This is a genomic window from Streptomyces sp. NBC_00554 (assembly GCF_041431135.1).
Lineage (GTDB): Bacteria > Actinomycetota > Actinomycetes > Streptomycetales > Streptomycetaceae > Streptomyces.
Window position 1 is genome coordinate 4862198 of sequence record NZ_CP107799.1, and the last position, 18702, is coordinate 4880899.

At 70.3% G+C, this 18702-nt stretch carries 17 protein-coding genes; 9 read left to right on the plus strand and 8 right to left on the minus strand.

The window, feature by feature from the left end; translation table 11 throughout:
- Positions 1 to 63: 63 nt before the first annotated feature.
- The 3 genes from OG266_RS21200 to OG266_RS21210 are packed head-to-tail and all read right to left on the minus strand — an operon-like array spanning position 64 to position 3471.
- The gene (locus OG266_RS21200) at positions 64 to 381 is read right to left on the minus strand and encodes an SCO4225 family membrane protein (protein WP_371547804.1); all 318 of its coding nucleotides are present in this window, start codon (positions 379 to 381) and stop codon (positions 64 to 66) included.
- Between the two features lie 31 nt (positions 382 to 412).
- Positions 413 to 1096 carry a response regulator transcription factor gene (locus tag OG266_RS21205; RefSeq protein WP_266457842.1) on the minus strand — a complete coding sequence of 228 codons (684 nt, stop codon included), beginning with the start codon at positions 1094 to 1096 and terminating at the stop codon, positions 413 to 415.
- The gene (locus OG266_RS21210; protein ID WP_371547805.1) at positions 1093 to 3471 is read right to left on the minus strand and encodes a histidine kinase; all 2379 of its coding nucleotides are present in this window, start codon (positions 3469 to 3471) and stop codon (positions 1093 to 1095) included. The genes OG266_RS21205 and OG266_RS21210 overlap by 4 nt, the downstream gene beginning before the upstream one ends.
- Before the next feature lie 330 nt (positions 3472 to 3801).
- Between OG266_RS21210 and OG266_RS21215 the strand changes: the two genes are divergently transcribed.
- A complete protein-coding gene (locus OG266_RS21215) occupies positions 3802 to 4269 on the plus strand; it encodes a DUF5707 domain-containing protein (RefSeq protein WP_371547806.1) in 468 nt (155 codons plus the stop codon).
- Here the strand turns inward: OG266_RS21215 and OG266_RS21220 are convergent.
- Complete coding sequence (locus tag OG266_RS21220; protein WP_371547807.1) at positions 4259 to 4777, minus strand: winged helix-turn-helix transcriptional regulator; 519 nt, start codon at positions 4775 to 4777, stop codon at positions 4259 to 4261. The two genes, OG266_RS21215 and OG266_RS21220, sit on opposite strands and share 11 nt — an antisense overlap.
- A 68-nt stretch (positions 4778 to 4845) precedes the next feature.
- Between OG266_RS21220 and OG266_RS21225 the strand changes: the two genes are divergently transcribed.
- Entirely contained in the window at positions 4846 to 5217 is a 372-nt protein-coding gene (locus tag OG266_RS21225) for a nuclear transport factor 2 family protein (protein WP_371547808.1), read from the plus strand.
- Here OG266_RS21225 and OG266_RS21230 read toward each other — a convergent pair.
- On the minus strand, positions 5204 to 7111 hold the full coding sequence (locus tag OG266_RS21230; protein WP_371547809.1) for a serine/threonine-protein kinase: 1908 nt from the start codon (positions 7109 to 7111) through the stop codon (positions 5204 to 5206). The genes OG266_RS21225 and OG266_RS21230 overlap by 14 nt on opposite strands.
- Before the next feature lie 375 nt (positions 7112 to 7486).
- On the opposite strand from OG266_RS21230, the gene OG266_RS21235 reads away from it, so the two are divergent.
- Together OG266_RS21235 and OG266_RS21240 are read left to right on the plus strand one after the other, a co-directional pair.
- Complete coding sequence (locus OG266_RS21235) at positions 7487 to 9187, plus strand: lysyl oxidase family protein (RefSeq protein ID WP_371547810.1); 1701 nt, start codon at positions 7487 to 7489, stop codon at positions 9185 to 9187.
- A 125-nt stretch (positions 9188 to 9312) separates the two neighbouring features.
- Positions 9313 to 10701 (plus strand): DUF3500 domain-containing protein, encoded by a 1389-nt coding sequence (locus OG266_RS21240; RefSeq protein ID WP_371547811.1) that lies wholly within the window; start codon positions 9313 to 9315, stop codon positions 10699 to 10701.
- A gap of 19 nt (positions 10702 to 10720) precedes the next feature.
- Here OG266_RS21240 and OG266_RS21245 read toward each other — a convergent pair whose 3' ends face one another.
- On the minus strand, positions 10721 to 11221 hold the full coding sequence (locus OG266_RS21245) for a hypothetical protein (protein WP_371547812.1): 501 nt from the start codon (positions 11219 to 11221) through the stop codon (positions 10721 to 10723).
- Between the two features lie 348 nt (positions 11222 to 11569).
- Here OG266_RS21245 and OG266_RS21250 point away from each other — a divergent pair, with 348 nt between their 5' ends.
- Positions 11570 to 13513 carry a YncE family protein gene (locus OG266_RS21250; RefSeq protein ID WP_371547813.1) on the plus strand — a complete coding sequence of 648 codons (1944 nt, stop codon included), beginning with the start codon at positions 11570 to 11572 and terminating at the stop codon, positions 13511 to 13513.
- A 37-nt stretch (positions 13514 to 13550) separates the two neighbouring features.
- Here OG266_RS21250 and OG266_RS21255 read toward each other — a convergent pair whose 3' ends face one another.
- Together OG266_RS21255 and OG266_RS21260 are read right to left on the minus strand one after the other, a co-directional pair.
- Positions 13551 to 14576, minus strand: a complete 1026-nt coding sequence (locus OG266_RS21255; RefSeq protein ID WP_329546507.1) for a hemolysin family protein — start codon at positions 14574 to 14576, stop codon at positions 13551 to 13553.
- Positions 14573 to 15907: a hemolysin family protein gene (locus OG266_RS21260; protein ID WP_371547814.1), complete on the minus strand. Its 1335-nt coding sequence runs from the start codon at positions 15905 to 15907 to the stop codon at positions 14573 to 14575. Before OG266_RS21260 ends, OG266_RS21255 begins: the two co-directional genes overlap by 4 nt.
- 321 nt (positions 15908 to 16228) lie before the next feature.
- On the opposite strand from OG266_RS21260, the gene OG266_RS21265 reads away from it, so the two are divergent.
- The 4 genes from OG266_RS21265 to OG266_RS21280 all read left to right on the plus strand — a co-directional run bounded on the left by OG266_RS21265 (position 16229) and on the right by OG266_RS21280 (position 18648).
- Positions 16229 to 16432, plus strand: coding sequence for a cold-shock protein (locus OG266_RS21265; protein WP_055611897.1), 204 nt, complete (start codon positions 16229 to 16231; stop codon positions 16430 to 16432).
- A gap of 79 nt (positions 16433 to 16511) precedes the next feature.
- Positions 16512 to 16724 carry a hypothetical protein gene (locus OG266_RS21270; protein WP_371547816.1) on the plus strand — a complete coding sequence of 71 codons (213 nt, stop codon included), beginning with the start codon at positions 16512 to 16514 and terminating at the stop codon, positions 16722 to 16724.
- Positions 16721 to 18250, plus strand: a complete 1530-nt coding sequence (locus OG266_RS21275) for a DEAD/DEAH box helicase (protein WP_371547817.1) — start codon at positions 16721 to 16723, stop codon at positions 18248 to 18250. The genes OG266_RS21270 and OG266_RS21275 overlap by 4 nt, the downstream gene beginning before the upstream one ends.
- Positions 18251 to 18321: 71 nt before the next feature.
- Entirely contained in the window at positions 18322 to 18648 is a 327-nt protein-coding gene (locus OG266_RS21280; RefSeq protein ID WP_266457879.1) for an SCO5918 family protein, read from the plus strand.
- Positions 18649 to 18702: the final 54 nt, after the last annotated feature.

The window sequence follows — 18702 nt, forward strand, 5'->3', positions numbered from 1 at the left end:
GTACCCCCACCAGCCGGGTGACGAAGAAACCCCCCAGGTCAGGGTCCCTGACCTGGGGGGTTTCTAGTCCTGGCTGTTGCCTCGGCGCAGTGCGCGGGCGCACCAGCCGATGACCGTGGCGTTGACCAGCGCGCCGACAACGACGGCGAGGAGGCCCATGGCGGCGCCGTCCGGCAGCACGAACAGTACGAAGCTGCCGGGGGCGGTGGCGAGGAGTGGGACGACTCCGGCCATGGACTCGTCCGAGCTGTCGCGGGCGTTCACCACGAGCACCCACACGAGCAGGGCGGCGCAGGCCGCGAGGTAGATGAGGGCGGCGACCTCGCCGAGCGCGTGGCGCAGTCGGCGCGGGAGGGTTCGGCCGGAATCGGTACCGGTCACGGGGTGGGCTCCTCGAAGGTGAGTGGAGACGTCAGAGGTGGGTGCCGGGCGGGTTCGGGCGGGCCAGACCGAGGTCGTACGCGAGGATCGTCGCCTGTACGCGGTCGCGCAGGCCCAACTTGCGCAGCAGCGCGTTCACATGGGACTTCACGGTGCCGACGGTGATGCCGAGTTCCCCGGCGATCTCCGTGTTGTTGAGGCCGGACGCGACCAGGGAGAGGACGTTGCGCTGGCTGCCGGTCAGGGTGTCCAGCTCGCGGGGGCCGCTCCCGGCCCGGGTCCCGGTGGCCGCCCGGGACGCGTAGTGGCCGATGAGGCGGCGGGTCGCGGACGGGGCGAGCACACTCTCTCCGGTGGCCACCACCCGGATGCCGTGCAGCAGTTCGGAGGCGTGCACGTCCTTGAGCAGGAAGCCGGAGGCCCCGGCGCGCAGCGCGTCGAAGACGTACGCGTCGAGGTCGAAGGTGGTCAGGACCAGGACCCGGGGCGCGTTCTCCCGGCCCGTGATGATGCGGGTGGCGGCGATGCCGTCGAGTTCGGGCATCCGTACGTCCATGACGATCACGTCGGGGGCCAGCTCCGCGGCGAGACGTACCGCGGCCACTCCGTCGGCGGCCTCACCGACGACCGTCATGTCCTCCTCGGCGTCGATCACCGCGGCGAACCCCGCCCGTACGATGCCCTGGTCGTCGACGACCAGCACCTTGAGGCTCATCGTGCGCTCTCCTCGCTCTCCGGCGCTGCCGCGAGAGGCAGCCGGAGGCAGACCGTACCCGGCCGATCATTGGTCAGGGTGCCGCCGAGAGCCGCGACCCGGGCCGCAAGACGCTCCCGTACGGCGGGACGGGCGGCCCCCGGAACCCCGGTGGCCGTGAGCGTCAACGTACCGTCGTGCACGTCGAGTTCGAGTACCGCAGGCTCCTCGCCACCGGCCGCGAGCACCGTCTCGGCGGCGTGATAGGCGGCCAGGTCCACGGCGGTGGGCAGGTGTTCAGGTACGCGGTCGGTCAGCCGTATCTCCACCTCGCGGCCGGTGGCCCGGGACTGGTGGGCGAGCAGGTCGAGGGCCTGGAGGGTGGGCTGCGGGCGCAGTTCGGGCCCCGTCTCGCCCTCACCCTCGCGGACCGCGTCGAGGAGGGCGCGCATCGCGGCCAGGGCCTCGCGGGCGCGTTCGGCGGTCGCGTCGAGCCTGCCCGCCTCCGCCTGCGCGACCATGTCGGCGGTGCGGGCCAGCACGGTGGTCTCGAGGCCCGCGGCGATCCGGCGCCGCTCGGCCCACGCGTCGCGGACGGCTTCCCCGGTCCAGGTGGCGAGCTGTTCCTCCCGCACACCCCGGGCGGCCAGGTCGCGCCGTCCGCGCAGGATGCCGCCCCACCAGGCCGCCCCGACCGCCAGGGACGCCCCGGCCGTGGCCGACGCGGCGACCGCCCAGGCGGGGACCGTCGTGCCGCGGTCGAGAACGGCGACGGTCAGGGCGGCCGTGTGCACGACCACGGCAGCGATTCGCTCCGCGCGGAGAGCAGTCGTAACACTGCGGGTCCGTGGGGGCTGGTCGCGCCCCGCGGCGGAGCCGCATATCGATACAGGCCCGCGCCCCTTTCGGGGCGCTGCCATACGCGCCGCCTCCGCCGCGAGGGCCGCACAGGTGGCGATCATGCTCAGCGCCGGTGGCAGAACGACCGGCCCGCTGTAGTCACCCACCGCCATCGCCACCGGCCACAACAGGGCCAGGCCCAACAGGACGCCGTAAGCCGGGCGGGGTGCCCTGCGCAGCCACAGCAGCGCGACCGCCTGTGCCGCCGCCAGCAGGGCGAACAGCACGCCCGCCGACACATGCGAACTGCTCGACGCCGTCTCCGTCCGGATCACCAGCACCGGGAGCAGCGGCTGCAGGACCAGACCGACGGCGGCCGTCAGCTGGGCCACGCGGTAGCTCCGCGGGACGGACCGCTCCGCCGGGGCGGCGGTCCGGCCGGGCAGGACCGCGCGCACCTCCCAGCCGCCGTCCGCCGTCGGACCGCTGTGCAGGGTGCCGCCCGCCTCCCGTGCCCGGGACCGCAGGAAGCCCTGACCGCGTCCCCCGCCCAGGCCGGCGCCGTGCGCCGTCGAACCCTCCGGCGGTGCCGCGCTGGTGACGACGACGTCCGTGCGGGTGTCGCCGTACCGGCACCGCACCGTCGTCTGCGCACCGGGGGCGTGCCGGGCCACGTTGGTCAGCGCCTCGCGCACGATGCCGTACGCCGCGTCCGCGAGGGCGCCGTCCGGCAGGGGGTCGATCTCGCAGTCCACCTGCTGATCGAGGCGACGGAACCCCGCGACCAGGTCGAGGAGCCGGTCCTCCGGCGAGGGCAGGTCCTCCCGCGAGGGTGCCGGGGCCCGTACGGCGCCGAGTGCGCGGGTCACCTCGCGGCCGGTCCCGACCGCGAACTCCAGCGCCTCGGCGGCCAGTTCGGGTCGGCGGTCGCGCAGTCCCAGTGCCGCGCCCGCCGTGACGACCACGGCCGTCAGATGGTGGGCGCTGACGTCGTGCAACTCCCTTTCCATACGGCGCCGTTCGACCGCCGGGAGCCGGTGGCGCTCGGTCTCGGCCCGCTTCAGGAGGAGTTCGGCCGTCTGTCGCGCGCGACGGGTCCGCCGTACGAGCAGGCCGGCGCCGCACGCGGCGGCGTACAGCAGAGCGGTCAGGACGAGGTCGAGTCCGTTCCGGTCGCTGAGGCCGTGCAGGCTGAGGCCCTGCAGAAGCTGCCAGGCGACGAGCGCAACCACGCACAACACAGCGGTGAAGGTGTCGCGTTCGGTCGCCACCGTGAACAGGGCCAGCGCGACACCCGCGGTGCCGAGTACCGCCATCGCCCCGGTGGGCAGCGGCCCGGCGCCGACCGCACATGCGGCCGCGACGAGGACGAGCGTGGTCACCGGGCGGGCACGGCGCAGCGCGAGCGCGGCCGTCACCGGTCCGGCGACCAGGGCCGCCACGAGCAGGGCGGACGCGGAGGGGACGGACCCGCGCAGCAGCGCCGCCCCGGGCCACACCAGGGCCTGGGCGCAGATCAGCAGGACCGGGAGCAGCCGGTCGTCGGTTCGATTCATGACGGAACCAGGCTATGGGCGCGGGTGCGCGGGTGGTGTCCGGCTGAAGGCGGATTCCGTTCTCTTACCTGGGTTATAGATGCGGCGGCGCCCGGTCGGAGGACGGTTCGGCAGCGTTCTCCACCCCTGGTTCAACGCGGTAATCGTCCCGCAGCCCGAGGACGGTGCAATGCCCCGCGCCCTAGTCTCGAACACATCGAGAAAGCGACCGAGAAAGTGATCGACCACCGGCTCCACCAGCGGTTTCTTGCAGGCTTTTCCGGTATCGCTTTCCCGTTCCATTCCGCAGGTGCACCGCACCTGCTCCCAACGAATTCAGGGGGATCTCCCATGTCCAAGCCCATGTCCAAGCGCATTGTCGTGTCGTCGCTCGTCGGCATTGCCGTCATCGGCGGAATAACCGCCGGCGGCCTCGCCATTGCCTCGGCCTCTGCCGCCACGAAGCCCACCTTGGAGAACAGCTCGGCCCGCTACGTCGCTCCGTCCGGCAGCAAGGCGGGCTCGCTCACCTTCACCACGGACGTGAGTGACGACTCGGGCATCAAGGGTCTCAAGGTCATCCCGTGGCCCGCGGGTTCGGCGCTCGGCCTGACCGAGGCGGACCTTCAGCACGGGGAAAGCGCCAAGTGCAAGAGCACCTCGGACGAGACGTCCCGCTGCACCTACACGCTGAAGGTCACGGAGAAGGAGGCGGCCGAGCTGGACCAGGGCACCTGGTACATCTCGGCGCTCGCGACGGCCAAGGACGGCGACACGAAGTTCGATTCCATGACCGCCCGCTTCAACGTCACCCGCTGACCCGCCCGCCTCGGCCGGGCCCGGCGTAGCGGTCGCGCATCGCCGGGCTCGCGGCCGGGCCGGCCGTGAAGACGTACGCGTCGCTGTCGTCGAGGCGGCGGCCGGTGCCGGCATCGACGACCGTGGGCTCGACCTCTTCGCCGGTGTTCGCGTCGACGAGGATCATGCTGCGTTCCTCCGGCGCGAGGCGGGAGTTGCCCCAGGCGGCGAGGGCCACGATGACCGGGCGCAGGGAGCGACCCAGGTCGGTCAGCACGTACTCGTGGCGGACGGGGTTCGCCTGGTACGGCCGGCGCTCCAGCAGGCCGTCCGTCACGAGGGTCTTCAGGCGGGTGGTGAGCATGCTGGAGGAGATGCCCAGGCTCTCCTGGAACTGGTCGAAGCGGGTGTAGCCGTCGAAGGCGTCGTGGAGGATCAGCAGCGTCCACCACTCACCGACGTGCTGCACGGTGGTGGACAGCGGGCATTCCCGGTCCTCCAGCCTGATGCGACTCGCCACCGTGACCATCTCCCAGTTACTGCTAAAGTCGAAGTTAGTAGCTTCTATTTTAGCAGTAACCGAGGGAGGAGACCGTCATGAACCAGGACCAGGACCAGGACCAGCCCCTGACCATCACCCCGGACGCGCTGCCCGAGGTGATCACCCGCTATCTGAAGGCGCACCGCGCCCACGACACCGCCACCGCTGTCACCTCGTTCACCGATGACGCCACGGTGATCGACGACGGCCGTACGTACCAGGGCGTCGCGGCGATCGAGGAGTGGCTGAACCGCTCCGCGACCGAGTTCACGTACACCATCGAACTCACCGGGGCCCAGCGGACCGACGAGACCCACTATGTCGCCGTGCACCACCTCGAAGGCGACTTCCCCGGCGGCACCGTCGACCTGCGCTACCGGTTCACCCTGCACGGCGATGCCATCGGACGCCTGGTCATCGGGCCGTGAGCCCCGGCAGTTGCTTCGCGATGTTCCGCTTGACGGTGGCCGCGAACTCCGTGGCGGTGTCGCACAGTTGCTTCGTCGGCTGCGGGGCGTACACGGTCAGTTGGAACAGCTCGATGGTGTGGTCGCCGACGGAGTTCGTGTAGGTCCGGTGCGGCGTCCGTACGGTGCAGCTGTCGTCCTCGGCCTCGTCCGCGATGGCATAGCCGGTCGTCCCGGAGACGTCCACCCGCTCGCCGTCGTCCGCCAGCTCGTTGTCGCGGCTGAACTGGATCTCCACCTCGCGTTCGCCGTCGTCGCTCGACCAGTCGCAGTTCCAGGAGCCGAAGCCGCGGTCCTGGTTTCCCTCCTCGACGCCGGGAAGTCGCTCGAGCACGGTGGCGTCGAGCAGCTTGCAGGCGTCGACCCGGGCCAGGGAGTTCGCGGCCGGCGCCGACGAACGCCGGGGTACCGGGCCGTCGTCCAGCACGCCGACCACGTGATCGGTTGCGGCGTCGGCGAGTTCGCACGGGTCGGGCGACTGTTCGGCGAGCTGCTTCCCGATGATCCGGATCTGCTTGCGGTCGGCGGTCATGACGGCCCGCCGGCAGGCATTCCCCTCGCGCCGGAGTGTCACGACAGTGATGTTGCCGACCAGCCGGGTGGACAGGTCGCCGTCGAACGTGTCCTGGTCCGCGTCGAGGTTGACCTGGACGTCGGCGTTGTCGTCACCGCTGCTGTTGTGCACCAGGACGTCACATCTGTCGATCTCCCCGTAGTCCGGGTCCAGTTCGGTGTCGCCGAAGCGGCTCAGCGAGGCGGCGTCGAGCAGTTTGCAGGGGTCGGCCGTACGGTCGTCCCCCATGGCGCCGGCCTTCGCCGTGGCCGGGGGTTTCGCGTCGGCCACGGTGTCTCCCTCACCCTCGCCTTTCGAGGCCCACGGCCCGTAGAGGACGAGACCGGCCGTGAGCGCACCCGCCAGTGCCAGCGCCACCGCCGTGATCGTCAGGGGGCGGCGGCGACGGCGTACGGCACGCGGCAGTTGGAGCGTGAAGGCGGATAGGTCCAGCGTGCGGCTTTCGTGCAGCTGCTCCTGAAGGTGCGGGGGCGGCGGGGCGGCGCGCGTCAGCAGCTTCCGTGCCCTGGCGGCGTCGGGCCGGCGCCGGGGTTCCACCTCTAGCAACGCGGTGAGCGGCTCGGTGAGCGGGCCAGCCTGGTGCGCGGGCTCGATGTGCCCCTCGACGGCCCGGGCCAGATACGTCATGAGGTGCTCGGCCTCCCCGTACGGAGACCGGCCCTCGACCGCCGCGAACAGGGAGGCGCCAAGCGAGAACACGTCGGCCTTCTCGCCCGCGGGCTGCCCCTTGGCCACCTCGGGGGCCAGATACCGGGGCTTGCCGCGCACACTGCCCGTCGCGGTCTGCGTGGCGTCGCTCCACAGGGCCCGGGAGATCCCGAAGTCGGTCAGTCTCGCGACGCCTTCTTCGGTGACGAGGATGTTCTCCGGCGTCACATCGCCGTGCACCACGCCCTCGCCGTGGGACTTCGCCAAGGCGTCCGCGATCTGGCAGCCGATCGACCCGGCCTCCTCGGGTGCGATCGGGCCGCGCTCGTTGAGGATCTGCGCGAGGCTGTGCGAGGGCACGTACTCCATCACGATCCAGCATGTGGCGCCCTCGTCGACGAAGTCGAAGACGCCCACGATGTTCGGGTGGTGCAGCCGCCCGGCGTTGCGCGCCTCGCCCATCAGCCGCTGTGCGGCCCGGTCGTCGTCCAGGCGCGCGCACTTGACCGCGACCCGCCGCTCGAGCCGCTCGTCCCAGGCCCGCCAGACGACACCCATCCCGCCTCTGCCGATGGGCTCCTGCAAGAGATACCGGCCCGCGATCCTGTCTCCGGCCTCCGGCGTAACCAGCACCCCGCCACTCCTCGCCCACTCGCACGTGGTCCTGCCACACGGTGACGGAGTGTACTCAGCGGGCACTCAACAGTGATCCGCTTCACAGGACTTGGGGCGGACCCGCCCAGAACCCCCACAGCGCACCGGGATCACGGTCTCCGCACACACAACGACCCAATGGATCACGCCACTTGGGGGTCCCTTGTTCGGGTGACGAGTCACGTAATCGGGCCAAGTTCCCTCCCACCAGGCAACCCGGACACAGGCTTCACTCGTCTCACAGATTGCTCACAGTTTCGGCCCTCGGGCGCGTGGGGTGCGCACATACCGTCGGCCGGCCGTGGGCTGTCCAGTCCGATGCCGTTGACCACGGCACTCGCAGACGAGGAACCGATGACCAGTCAGCAACACAGAAATCGCTTAAAGCGTTCGGCGCTCGCCACAGGAGCCGCACTCACCGTCGTTGTCGCCGGAGCCGGGGCCGCCCCCGGGGCAGGGCAGGCCGCGGACAGCACGGCAGCCAAGCCGAAGCTCAAACTGATCGCCGCGTCGAACTCCGTGACGCTCGACCGCTGGGAGGGGGAGCCGGGCGTCTATCTGGACCTCGGTACGTACGTCACGGTGGACGACGTGCCCCTCGAGTTCAAGGTGACCCGGAAGTCGTACAAGGACCCTGTCGTCGCCCAGCAGATCATCCGCAACGGAAGCAGTACGCAGACCAAGACACTGCCCGCCGGCCTGGTGAAGGACTTCTCCGGCCTGCCCGGCTTCCTCGATGTGTCGATCAAGAACGCGGCCGGCGAGGAGGTGTCGACGAGCAAGGGCACCTTCTGCCCGAACAACGCCTCCGGCCGGATCCGTCCGGACGCACCGGCGACCTCGAAGTACCCGGAGAGCTGCCCCACCAACCCGTTCACGCTGGGCTCGGTGTGGGGCGTCGAGAAGGGCTGGGCGTCCAACTCCAGCACGGTCGACTACGACACACCCGTGGACCTGCCCGCGGGCGAGTACACCGCCAAGGTCGCGGTCGCGAAGAAGTACCGCGACCTGTTCGGCATTCCCGACGACCAGCCGACCATCAAGGTGACGGTACGTCAGGTCGGTGGCGGAGGTGGGGAAGGAGCGGCCCCGTCCACCCTGTCCTCCGCACAGCACAGCGGCGGGCACGACGCGCACTCCGCCCACAACACCTCCGCGCTCGGCTCGGCCGCGGGTCACCACTACGGCCCCCGCGGCGCCGACGCACCCACCCCGTCCGCCCTGTCGCACGCCCTCGAAGACCGCGGCCTGGCACACCACTTGGGGGACGGGACCGGGCACACCGACGGCTCGCGCATCGCACCCGGGCTGAAGGCGAGCACCGCGCGGCCCACCGGACGGGCGGGCGTCCCTGCCAACGTGCCCAAGCCGGACCTGCGTTCGCTGCCCGCCTGGGACATCGCCATCACCGACGGCGAGGACGGGGACGTTCCCGGCAAGGACTATCTCGCCTTCAGCGCCAACGTCTGGAACGCCGGTCCCGCCCCGCTCGTCGTGGACGGCTTCCGCAGTCCCGGCAAGGACCTGATGGACTCCTACCAGTACTTCTACGACGCCGCCGGCAAGCAGGTCGGCTACACGCCCAGCGGCACCATGGAGTGGGACCCGCGGGAGGGCCACGAGCACTGGCACTTCACGGACTTCGCGAGCTACCGGCTGCTGAGCGAGGACCAGACCAAGGAAGTGCGCAGCGGCAAGGAGGCGTTCTGCCTGGCCAACACCGACGCGGTCGACTACACGGTGAAGAACGCCAACTGGCACCCGTACAACACCGATCTGTCGACCGCCTGCGGTCAGCAGAACTCGATCTCCGTCCGCGAGGTCCTCGACGTCGGCTCCGGTGACACGTACACCCAGTACCGTCCCGGCCAGTCCTTCGACGTCACCGGCCTGGCGAACGGCACGTACTACATCCAGGTGATCGCCAACCCCGAGAAGCGGCTCCAGGAGACCAGCACCAGCAACAACGTCTCGCTGCGCAAGGTCATCCTCGGCGGTGAGCCGGGCGCGCGCACGGTGACCGTTCCGCCGTACGACCTGATCAACACCCCGTAGGGAACGGCCGTACCCCTGGGGCCCCGGCGTATCTGCGACGCGGGCTCCAGGGGGCCGGCCCCCGGGCACAGCCTGCCCACCGGCGACTTCAGCCGGGCTTCAGGTTTCTCCTGGAGCTTGGCTGCATGTATGGACACGGACACACCCCCCGCACTCCCGAGGCCGAGCGCAGCCGGCGCTGGTTCATGAACAAGGCGCTGCTGGCCGGCGGAGTCGCCGCCGTGGCGACCATGACCGGCTGCTCCTCGGGCTCCTCCGACACGGCGAGCTCCGCCTCGTCCTCCGGCGCCCCGGGCGGTGCCCCGAGCGGCATGCCTTCCGGCGGGCCCGGCGGAGGCGGTGGCGGCGGCATGGGCCCCGGCGCCGAGCAGGTCAAGTACGCGGATGTCGTGGGCGTCACCACCGACGGCAAGGTCGTCGAGGACCTGTACACGATCCACTCCACGGATGTCTCCACGGACTCGCTGGTCAAGGCCGCGCAGGCATTCCTGGACGGGCTCTCCTCGACGGAGCGCAAGTCCTGCGTGTTCGACATCGACGCCGACGAGTGGACGGCCTGGAGCAACGTCGACGGCTACGACCGCAAGGGCGTCCGCATGGGCGACATGACCGAGAAGAAGCAGAACTTCGGCTACGCGCTCCTCGGCGAGGCCCTCTCCGCCGACGGTCTCACCCAGACCCGCGGCATCATGAAGCTCAACGCGTTCCTGGGCGACTCCAACGGCGGCAACCAGAAGACGCTCACCGAGGGCCACTACTTCTTCACCTTCATGGGCACCCCGTCCACCACGAAGCCGTGGGGGTTCCAGTACGAGGGTCACCACGTCGCCATCAACTACTTCGTGCTGGGCGACCAGGTCGTGATGACGCCGACCTTCATGGGCTCGGAGCCCACCACGGGCACGTACAAGGGCGAGAAGATCACCCTCTTCAAGCCGGAGACCACGGCCGGTCTGGCCATGATCCGCTCCCTCACCGCGGCGCAGCTGAAGAAGGCCGTCTCCTCGCAGTCGAACGGCAACGAGGACATGAAGGCCGGTGCGGGCCAGGACAACCTGAAGCTCGCCTACGAGGGCCTGCAGTGCTCCGAGCTCACCTCCGCGCAGAAGCAGAAGCTGCTGGACCTGGCCGGGGTGTACATCGGCTACATGAGCGAGGGGCACGCCCAGGTCAAGCTGGCCGAGGTGGAGAAGCACCTGGACGACACGTACTTCTACTGGATGGGCGAGACGGAGGACGACTCCGCCTTCTACTACCGGATCCACAGCCCGGTCGTCCTCATCGAGTACGACGCGCAGGCGCCCCTCTTCTACAAGGGCGACACCTCCACCGCGAGCGCCAGTGCCAGTGCCAGCGCGAGCGCCAGCTCCAACGGTGGCGGCCCGCCCGGCGGCGGTATGGGCATGGGTGGCGGAACGCCGTCCCAGGAGCACATCCACACCATCATCCGCACGCCCAACGGCGGCGACTACGGCGTGGACCTGCTCAAGCTCCACCTGGAGAACGACCACTGAGGCAAGGGACGGGGGGAACCTACTCCCCCGCCCACTTCCGCAGCAGCGCCTCGCGTTCCTCGCGGCGCGGGGTGCTGTCGTCGGGCTGCTCGCGGCGCCAGGCGAGGAGGTCGCCGACGGCCGCGCCCCCGTCGGCGAGGCGCTCCAGGAGCGTGCGGGAGAGTTCGCGCTCGGTCTGCGGATAGATGCCGCCGGCCACCGCCGGGAGGGCGCTCACGTCCACGGACTCGGCGACCGTTTCCAGGTGAACGGTGAAGGCGGGCGGGAGCTCGCCGTCGCCGGTCACCAGTACGACCAGCGAGTCGATGGCCATGGAGACGAGCCGCCGGCCCGCGGACCGTACGACCAGGTCGCGGACCTCGATCCGGCGTATCTGCTCCCAGCTCCAGGACGCGCCGTTGCCCATCCCCAGGGTCTCGACCCCGTCCTCCGTCAGCCGCACGCCGGATGCCGTCCCGATGGGCTCGGCCCCCAGGTACACGGCGTCCTCGGTGATCCAGAACAGACCGACCATGGCCATGGGATGCCTCCAGCTGCGGTTCCTTCGGGCGAACAGCCGTACGCCGCCCGTGTGTCGGCGTGTGAGACGGCTGGGACGGCCGCACGGTTTCGCCGCGTACGGAACGCGTCCGGAACGCATCCAGAACGCGCCGGGAACGCTTCGAGAATGCGCCGGGAACGCGCCGTACGTCCGCTTCCAGGACGCCAACTGGCAGGAAACTCCCTCCACTTCTGTCACAGGCATGCCATACGCTCTCCACAGCAGCCGCGCCCCGCGCGTCACCGCACGTCAGCGGTCACGTCCGGGCGTTGCGCGGCGCTCTCAATCCCCGGCGACCACCGGGTTTCTTGTGGGGGGTACATCACTGTGCGCAGGCGCAGCATCTCGACCGCGACAGCGCTCGCGGTTCTTTTCAGTTCGGCGGCGCTGAGCGTCGCCACGGCCGGGTCCGCGGCGGCGGCGCAGGAGGCTGTCGTCACCACGCCGGTCGGCATGGTCGCGGACGGCGCCCTCAAGCGCGTCTTCGTCGGCGACCAGGACAACGGGCGGATCCTGGCCGCCGATTACAGCGGCACCGTCGTGGGTGTGAACGTCGGCTTCGGCGACCTCAGCGACCTGGCGCTGTCCGACGACGGTGCCACCCTGTACGCAGCCCTGCCGAGCAGCCACGAGATCGTGGCCCTCGACCCGGCCACCCTTCAGGTCAGGTCGCGCCACGACATCGGCGCCGGCGCCACCCCACGCGAGGTCGCCTTCGCCGGCGGCCGGCTCTGGTTCTCCTACCGGACCACGGGCGAGGACGGCTCCTTCCAAGGAAACCTGGGTTCCCTGAACCCGGCGGGCGGAACGGACGCGTTGCTCCTGGGCCAACTCCCGGACGGAGTCGCCCCGTACAGCGACTCGGCGCTCCTGGACGCGGACCTGTCGGCCCCCGGGCTGCTGTCCTACACCGACAGCGGCGCCTGGGAAGGCGCGGCGAACGTGCTCGACGTGTCCGGCGCCGCACCCCAGGTGGTCGCCAAGAGCAGCGCCAACCGCTATTTCGGCGACGTCGACCTCGTGCCCGGCGCCCAGGTGCTGGTCAACGGCAACCAGCGGTTCTCCTACCCGAGCGGGACCCTCACCGAGTCCGGGTCCTACCCGGAGGTGACGGGGTACGCCGACGTCTCCCAGAGCGGCCTGGTCGCCCGCGTCTACGACCGGCGTGTGTCCGTCTACAAGCCCGGCTCCGACCAGCTGGTCCGCACCTTCGACGCCGCGGCCTACGGCAGGGATCTGCTGGCCTGGGCCCCCGACTCCTCGCGGCTCTTCGCCATGGTGAGGGACACGAACTCCCGGTACACCCTCAAGGCGCTCACCGACCCGGCGATGAGCGTCCCCACCCTCACGGTGAACGCCCCCGCGACCGCCACCCGCGCCAAGAAGCTCACCGCCACCGGCAAGCTCTCGGCGACCGTGCCGCTGCCGACGGGCGCCAAGCTGGCCGTCACCCGCACCGACCTGGACAGCCCGAACGGCAAGGCGCTGCCCGCCGTCACGGTGAAGGCGGACGGCACGTACAGCTTCACCGACACCCCGCCGGCCGGCGGCACGGTCACGTACAAGGTCGCCTACGCGGGCGACGCCGAGCACATCGCGGCCACGGCGTCCGACAAGGTCACCGTCTCCCGTGCGAAGCCGACGCTGACCCTGAACAAGAACGGCAAGGTCTACAACTACGGCACCGACGTCGCCTTCACCGCGCACCTCGGCTCCACGTACAAGAACCGCTCGGTCGAGATCTGGGCGAACCCGTTCGGCAGCGACAAGCCCAACAAGCTGGTGAAGACCGGGAAGGTCAACTCCAGTGGCAACATCGGCGTCTGGGTCGACATGACGCGGGACACGGAGATCACCGCGGTCTTCAAGGGTGACGCCCGTTACGCGCCCAGGACGGTGAAGGTGACGGCCTTCGCCCGGGTCAAGATCTCCACCGCCGTCTCCAAGCACTACAAGACGGCCAAGATCGGCTCGCAGTCGTACTACTGGTTCCACAAGAACACCGACCCGCTGCTCACCACGACCATGACGTACTACCCGGGCCGTATGCAGCGCTTCGACCTCCAGGTCTACTACCAGGGCACCTGGTACTCGGGCGACTCGCAGTACTTCGCACTCGCCACGAACGGCAAGTCGGCGGTCAGCCTCGGCGCGCCCGGCGAGTCCGGCATCCGGGCGCGGATGCGGTCGACGTACGTCAACAGCTCGTCCGGCGACACGGTGAACTCGACGACGTACGGCCCGTGGAAGTACCTGTACTTCTCCAACTAGTCGAGGATCAGCAGGAGTTGAAGCGGCCCGGTTCCGGTCACGTACGCGTGGCGGGGGCCGGGCCGACCAGTTCCGACAGCACGTCCTCCATCGTGACGAACCCGAGCACCGCGCCCTTCTCACCGGTGACCGCGGCCAAATGGCTGCCCATGGCGCGCAGGGCGGTGAGGGTGTCGTCGAGCGGGGTGTCGATGCGGACCCGGGTGACGGGGTGCAGGGCGCTGCGCGGGAAGGGGCGGTCGCGGTCGGCGACGCCCAGGGTGTCCTTGATGTGCAGGTAGCCGAGCAGGGTGCCGTCCTCGCCGGTGACCGGGAAGCGGGAGAAGCCCGCCTCGGCGGCCGCCCGTTCGAGGCGCGCCGGGGTCACGGCGTGGTCCACGGTGCGCATCTTCGGCACCGGGACGAGGATCTCGCCGACCGGGCGGGTGCCCAGTTCCAGCGCGTCGCGCAGCCGCTCGCCGTCGGCTGGCGTGAGCAGTCCGGCCGCGCTGGAGTCCACGACCATGCGGGCGAGCTGGTCGTCGGTGAAGACCGACTCCACCTCGTCCTTCGGCTCCACGCGCATCAGCCTCAGCAGCACGTTGGCGAAGGCGTTGATGCCGAAGACCACCGGCTTCAGGGCCCGGGTGAGGGCGACCAGCGGCGGACCGAGGAACAGTGCCGTCGTCACGGGGGCGGCGAGTGCGATGTTCTTCGGGATCATCTCGCCGATCAGCATGTGCAGATACGTCGCCACGGTCAGCGCGATGACGAAGGCGATCGGGTGCACCAGGCCCTGCGGGATGTGCGCCGTCTCGAAGGCGGGCTCCAGCAGATGCGCGATCGCGGGCTCGGCGACCGCGCCGAGCACCAGCGAGGAGACGGTGATGCCGAGCTGGGCGGTGGCCATCATCGCGGAGATGTGCCGCAGCCCCCACAGCGTCATCCGGGCACGCTTGTCGCCCTCCTGGGCGCGGGGTTCGATCTGACTGCGGCGTACGGAGATCAGGGCGAACTCCGCGCCGACGAAGAACGCGTTGGTCAGCAGGGTCAGGGCGCCGATGGCGAGCTGGACGACGGTCATCGGGCTTCCTCGGTGATCTGGTGCGGCACGGTCACCGGTTCGGTGATGCGGACGCGGTCGGCGCGGTGGTGCTCGACGTCCAGCACGGTCAGCGCCCAGCCGCCGAGGTCGAGGGTGTCGCCCTCGACGGGGATACGGGCGAGGCGCGTGGCGACGAGTCCGGCGACGGTCTCGTACGGCCCCTCGGGTGCGGTCAGTCCTATGCCGGTCAGCTCGTCGATCCGTACGCCGCCGTCCGCCTCCCACACCGAACGGCCGTCGGCCGTGGCGGGCGCGGGCAGCAGGTCGGGGACCTCGACGGGGTCGTGCTCGTCGCGCACTTCGCCCACGACCTCCTCGACGATGTCCTCCACCGTCGCCACGCCCGCCGTACCCCCGTACTCGTCGATGACGACGGCCATCGTGCGGCTCTCGCGCAGCCGCTCCAGGAGCCGGTCCGCGGGCAGGCTGTCGGGCACGAGCAGCGCGGCGGTGGCCAGCTCGGTGACCGGTGTGACGGCCCGCCTTGCGGGCTCCAGGGCCAGTACGTCGCGGATGTGGACGGTGCCGACGACCTCGTCGAGGCTGTCGCGGTAGACCGGGAAGCGGGACAGGCCGGTGGCGTGGGTGAGGTTGGCGGCGTCGGCGGCCGTGGCGCGCGACTCGAGCGCGCGCACGTCCACCCGCGGGGTCATCACGTTCTCCGCCGTCAGCTCGCCCAAGTGCAGGGTGCGTACGAAGAGTTCGGCGGAGTCCGCCTCCAGCGCGCCCTCGGCGGCCGAGTGCTGGGCGAGCGCGACCAGTTCCTCGGGGCTGCGGGCGGAGGCCAGCTCCTCGGCGGGTTCCATGCCGAAGCGGCGTACGACACGGTTCGCGGTGTTGTTGAGGTGGTGGATGAACGGCCCGAACGCGGCCGTGAACCCCCGCTGCGGGCCGGCCACCACCTTGGCGACCGCCAGCGGACGCGAGATGGCCCAGTTCTTCGGCACCAGCTCGCCCACCACCATCAGCACGACGGTGGAGACGACCACTCCCAGCACGGTCGCCACGGAGGAGGCCGCGCCACCCAGGCCGACCGCCTCCAGCGGACCGCGCAACAGCGCGGCGAACGACGGCTCGGCGAGCATGCCGATCACCAACGAGGTGACGGTGATGCCGAGTTGAGCGCCCGACAACTGCAGAGTCAGCCGCCGTACGGCCTTCAGCGCACCGTCCGCGCCCCGCTCCCCCGCCTCGGCGGCCCGCTCCAGATCACCCCGCTCGACGGTCGTCAAGGAGAACTCGGCCGCCACGAACACCGCACACGCGAGCGTGAGCAGCAGGGCCAGGAGCAACAGCAGAATCTCGGTCACCCCACCCAGTGTAAAGGAATCGCAAAGTCACGGACCCGGCGGTACGGCCCGGGGCGCCCGCACCCGACGGGCACCCGAACGCTGCGCCCGAGGCAGGTCAATATCTGTGTCCGCGAAGTGAGAAATTGACGTGACGTGCGATGAGGGTTATTCGGCCGACAGGCGGAGCAGAGTTATTGAGAGCACATGGCCGATCGCAGCGTGCTACTGTCGATCTCAGTTGCAGTTGTGGTCCCCAGAAAAATCCTGCGGGGTAATCATCACAGCGACTCGGAGTGCACACAGTGTGAACTCCGACGCACCCCCCGAAGGAGATTCAACATGGCTGCCGGTACCGTTAAGTGGTTCAACGCGGAAAAGGGCTTCGGCTTCATCGAGCAGGACGGCGGCGGCGCTGACGTCTTCGCCCACTACTCGAACATTGCCGCCCAGGGCTTCCGCGAGCTCCAGGAGGGCCAGAAGGTGACCTTCGACATCGCGCAGGGCCAGAAGGGCCCGACGGCCGAGAACATCGTTCCCGCCTGACGCTGACGCTTACTTCGCAGCTGGGGCCCGCACCTTGGGGTGCGGGCCCCAGCTTGCTGCATTCCAGGACGCGGACGCGATGAATCACCAAAGCCGTCCGCATGGAATTCCCGAGATCACTGCCGGGATCGCGCCGATTTCCTCGGTGCCGCATCCCGCGAGTATTTACCGCCGACCGAATCCGACCGATTCGGTTCAGCATTTTCATCGGCCCGTTCTTGCGATTCTCTGCGCTGCTCATTTGCTGCGGGAATTCCTTGATACGCGCCATATCAAGGAAGGTTCCGCATGAACCGCGACCGCACACGCAGCCGCTCGAACGAGCGTTTCACCCGCACCCGCACCGGAGGTTCCGGCAGTTCCGGCGGCTCCGGCTCCGGCGGATACGGCTCCGGAGGCTCCGGCTCGAGCAGGGGCGGCCGCTCCGGCGCTCCGAGCCGCAGCTCGGGTTACGGACGCCGGCCGGCCGCGCCGCAGGGCGAGTTCGCCCTGCCGGAGACGATCACCCCGGCGCTTCCCGCCGTCGAGGCGTTCGCCGATCTCGAGATGCCGGCGGCGTTGCTGGCCGAGCTCGGCAGGCAGGGCGTGACCGAGCCGTTCCCGATCCAGGGGGCGACCCTGCCGAACTCCCTCGCGGGCCGTGACGTACTCGGCCGCGGCCGCACCGGTTCGGGCAAGACCCTCGCCTTCGGCCTCGCGCTCCTTGCCCGTACGGCCGGTCAGCGCGCCGAGCCGCGCCAGCCGCTGGCCCTCGTGCTCGTCCCCACCCGCGAGCTCGCCCAGCAGGTCACCGACGCGCTCACCCCGTACGCCCGCGCCGTGCGGCTGCGGCTGACTACCGTCGTCGGCGGAATGTCGATCGGCAGGCAGGCCGGTGCGCTGCGGGGCGGGGCCGAGGTCGTCGTCGCGACGCCGGGCCGGCTCAAGGACCTCATCGACCGTGGTGAGTGCCGGCTGAACCAGGTCGCCATCACCGTCCTCGACGAGGCCGACCAGATGGCCGACATGGGCTTCATGCCCCAGGTCACCGCGCTGCTCGACCAGGTGCGCCCCGAGGGGCAGCGGATGCTCTTCTCCGCCACCCTGGACCGCAACGTCGACCTGCTGGTCCGGCGCTACCTGACCGACCCGGTGGTCCACTCCGTCGACCCGTCCAAGGGCGCGGTCACCACGATGGAGCACCACGTCCTGCACGTGCACGGCGCGGACAAGAACCGGACGACCACCGAGATCGCGGCGCGCGAGGGCCGGGTCCTCATGTTCCTGGACACCAAGCACGCGGTGGACCGGCTGACCGAGCACCTGCTGAGCAGCGGTGTCCGCGCCGCCGCCCTGCACGGCGGCAAGTCCCAGCCGCAGCGCACGCGGACCCTGGCCCAGTTCAAGACCGGACACGTCACGGTGCTGGTGGCCACCAACGTCGCCGCCCGAGGCATCCATGTCGACAACCTCGACCTGGTCGTCAACGTGGATCCGCCCACCGACCCCAAGGACTACCTGCACCGCGGCGGACGTACGGCCCGCGCCGGCGAGTCGGGCAGCGTCGTCACCCTGGTGACGCCCAACCAGCGCCGCGAGATGACCCGGCTCATGGTCGCCGCCGGAATCACCCCGCAGAACACCCAAGTACGTTCGGGTGAGGCGGAGCTGAGCCGTATCACGGGCGCCCAGGCCCCCTCGGGCATCCCGGTCGTCATCAAGGCGCCGGTCGTGGAGCGGCCCCGGCGCTCCGCATCCTCGTCGTCCTCGTCGTCCTCGTCCCGCGGACGTCGCGGTCGCACCGGGCCCCGGCGGCCCGCCGTCAACCCGGCGGCATAGCAGCGCCGGTGAAATCCCGGTCAGCAGCAGCCCGTTGTCCCCTCCCCCTCCTCCCTCCCCTGTGAGGCATCATGCGCTGTGTCATCGCCCGCTTCCCGTTCGACCTCACGAAGAGCGGGGTGCTGGACACGATGAAGGGTGTCAAGCCCGAGCCGATCACGGGTGAGTCCGTGATCATCGGCCGCTGCCACTACCCCGTCAAGCAAGTGGGCGAGGTCATCACCCGGCAGGACCGCCGCGACTTCACCGCCGGGGAGGTCACCCGGGCCATGGCCCGCCTCGGCTTCACCTGCCGCAACGACCATGCGCTCGCGCCGGCCGCACCGCCCGCGCCCGCCCTCACACCGCTCCAGAACGCGTCGGCGATGCTCGGCAGCTCCGCGCCCCTGGAAGTCTGAGGAAGAGCCGGCGAAAGCCGGCACACCAGTACGCCGCCCCACCAGTACAGCCAT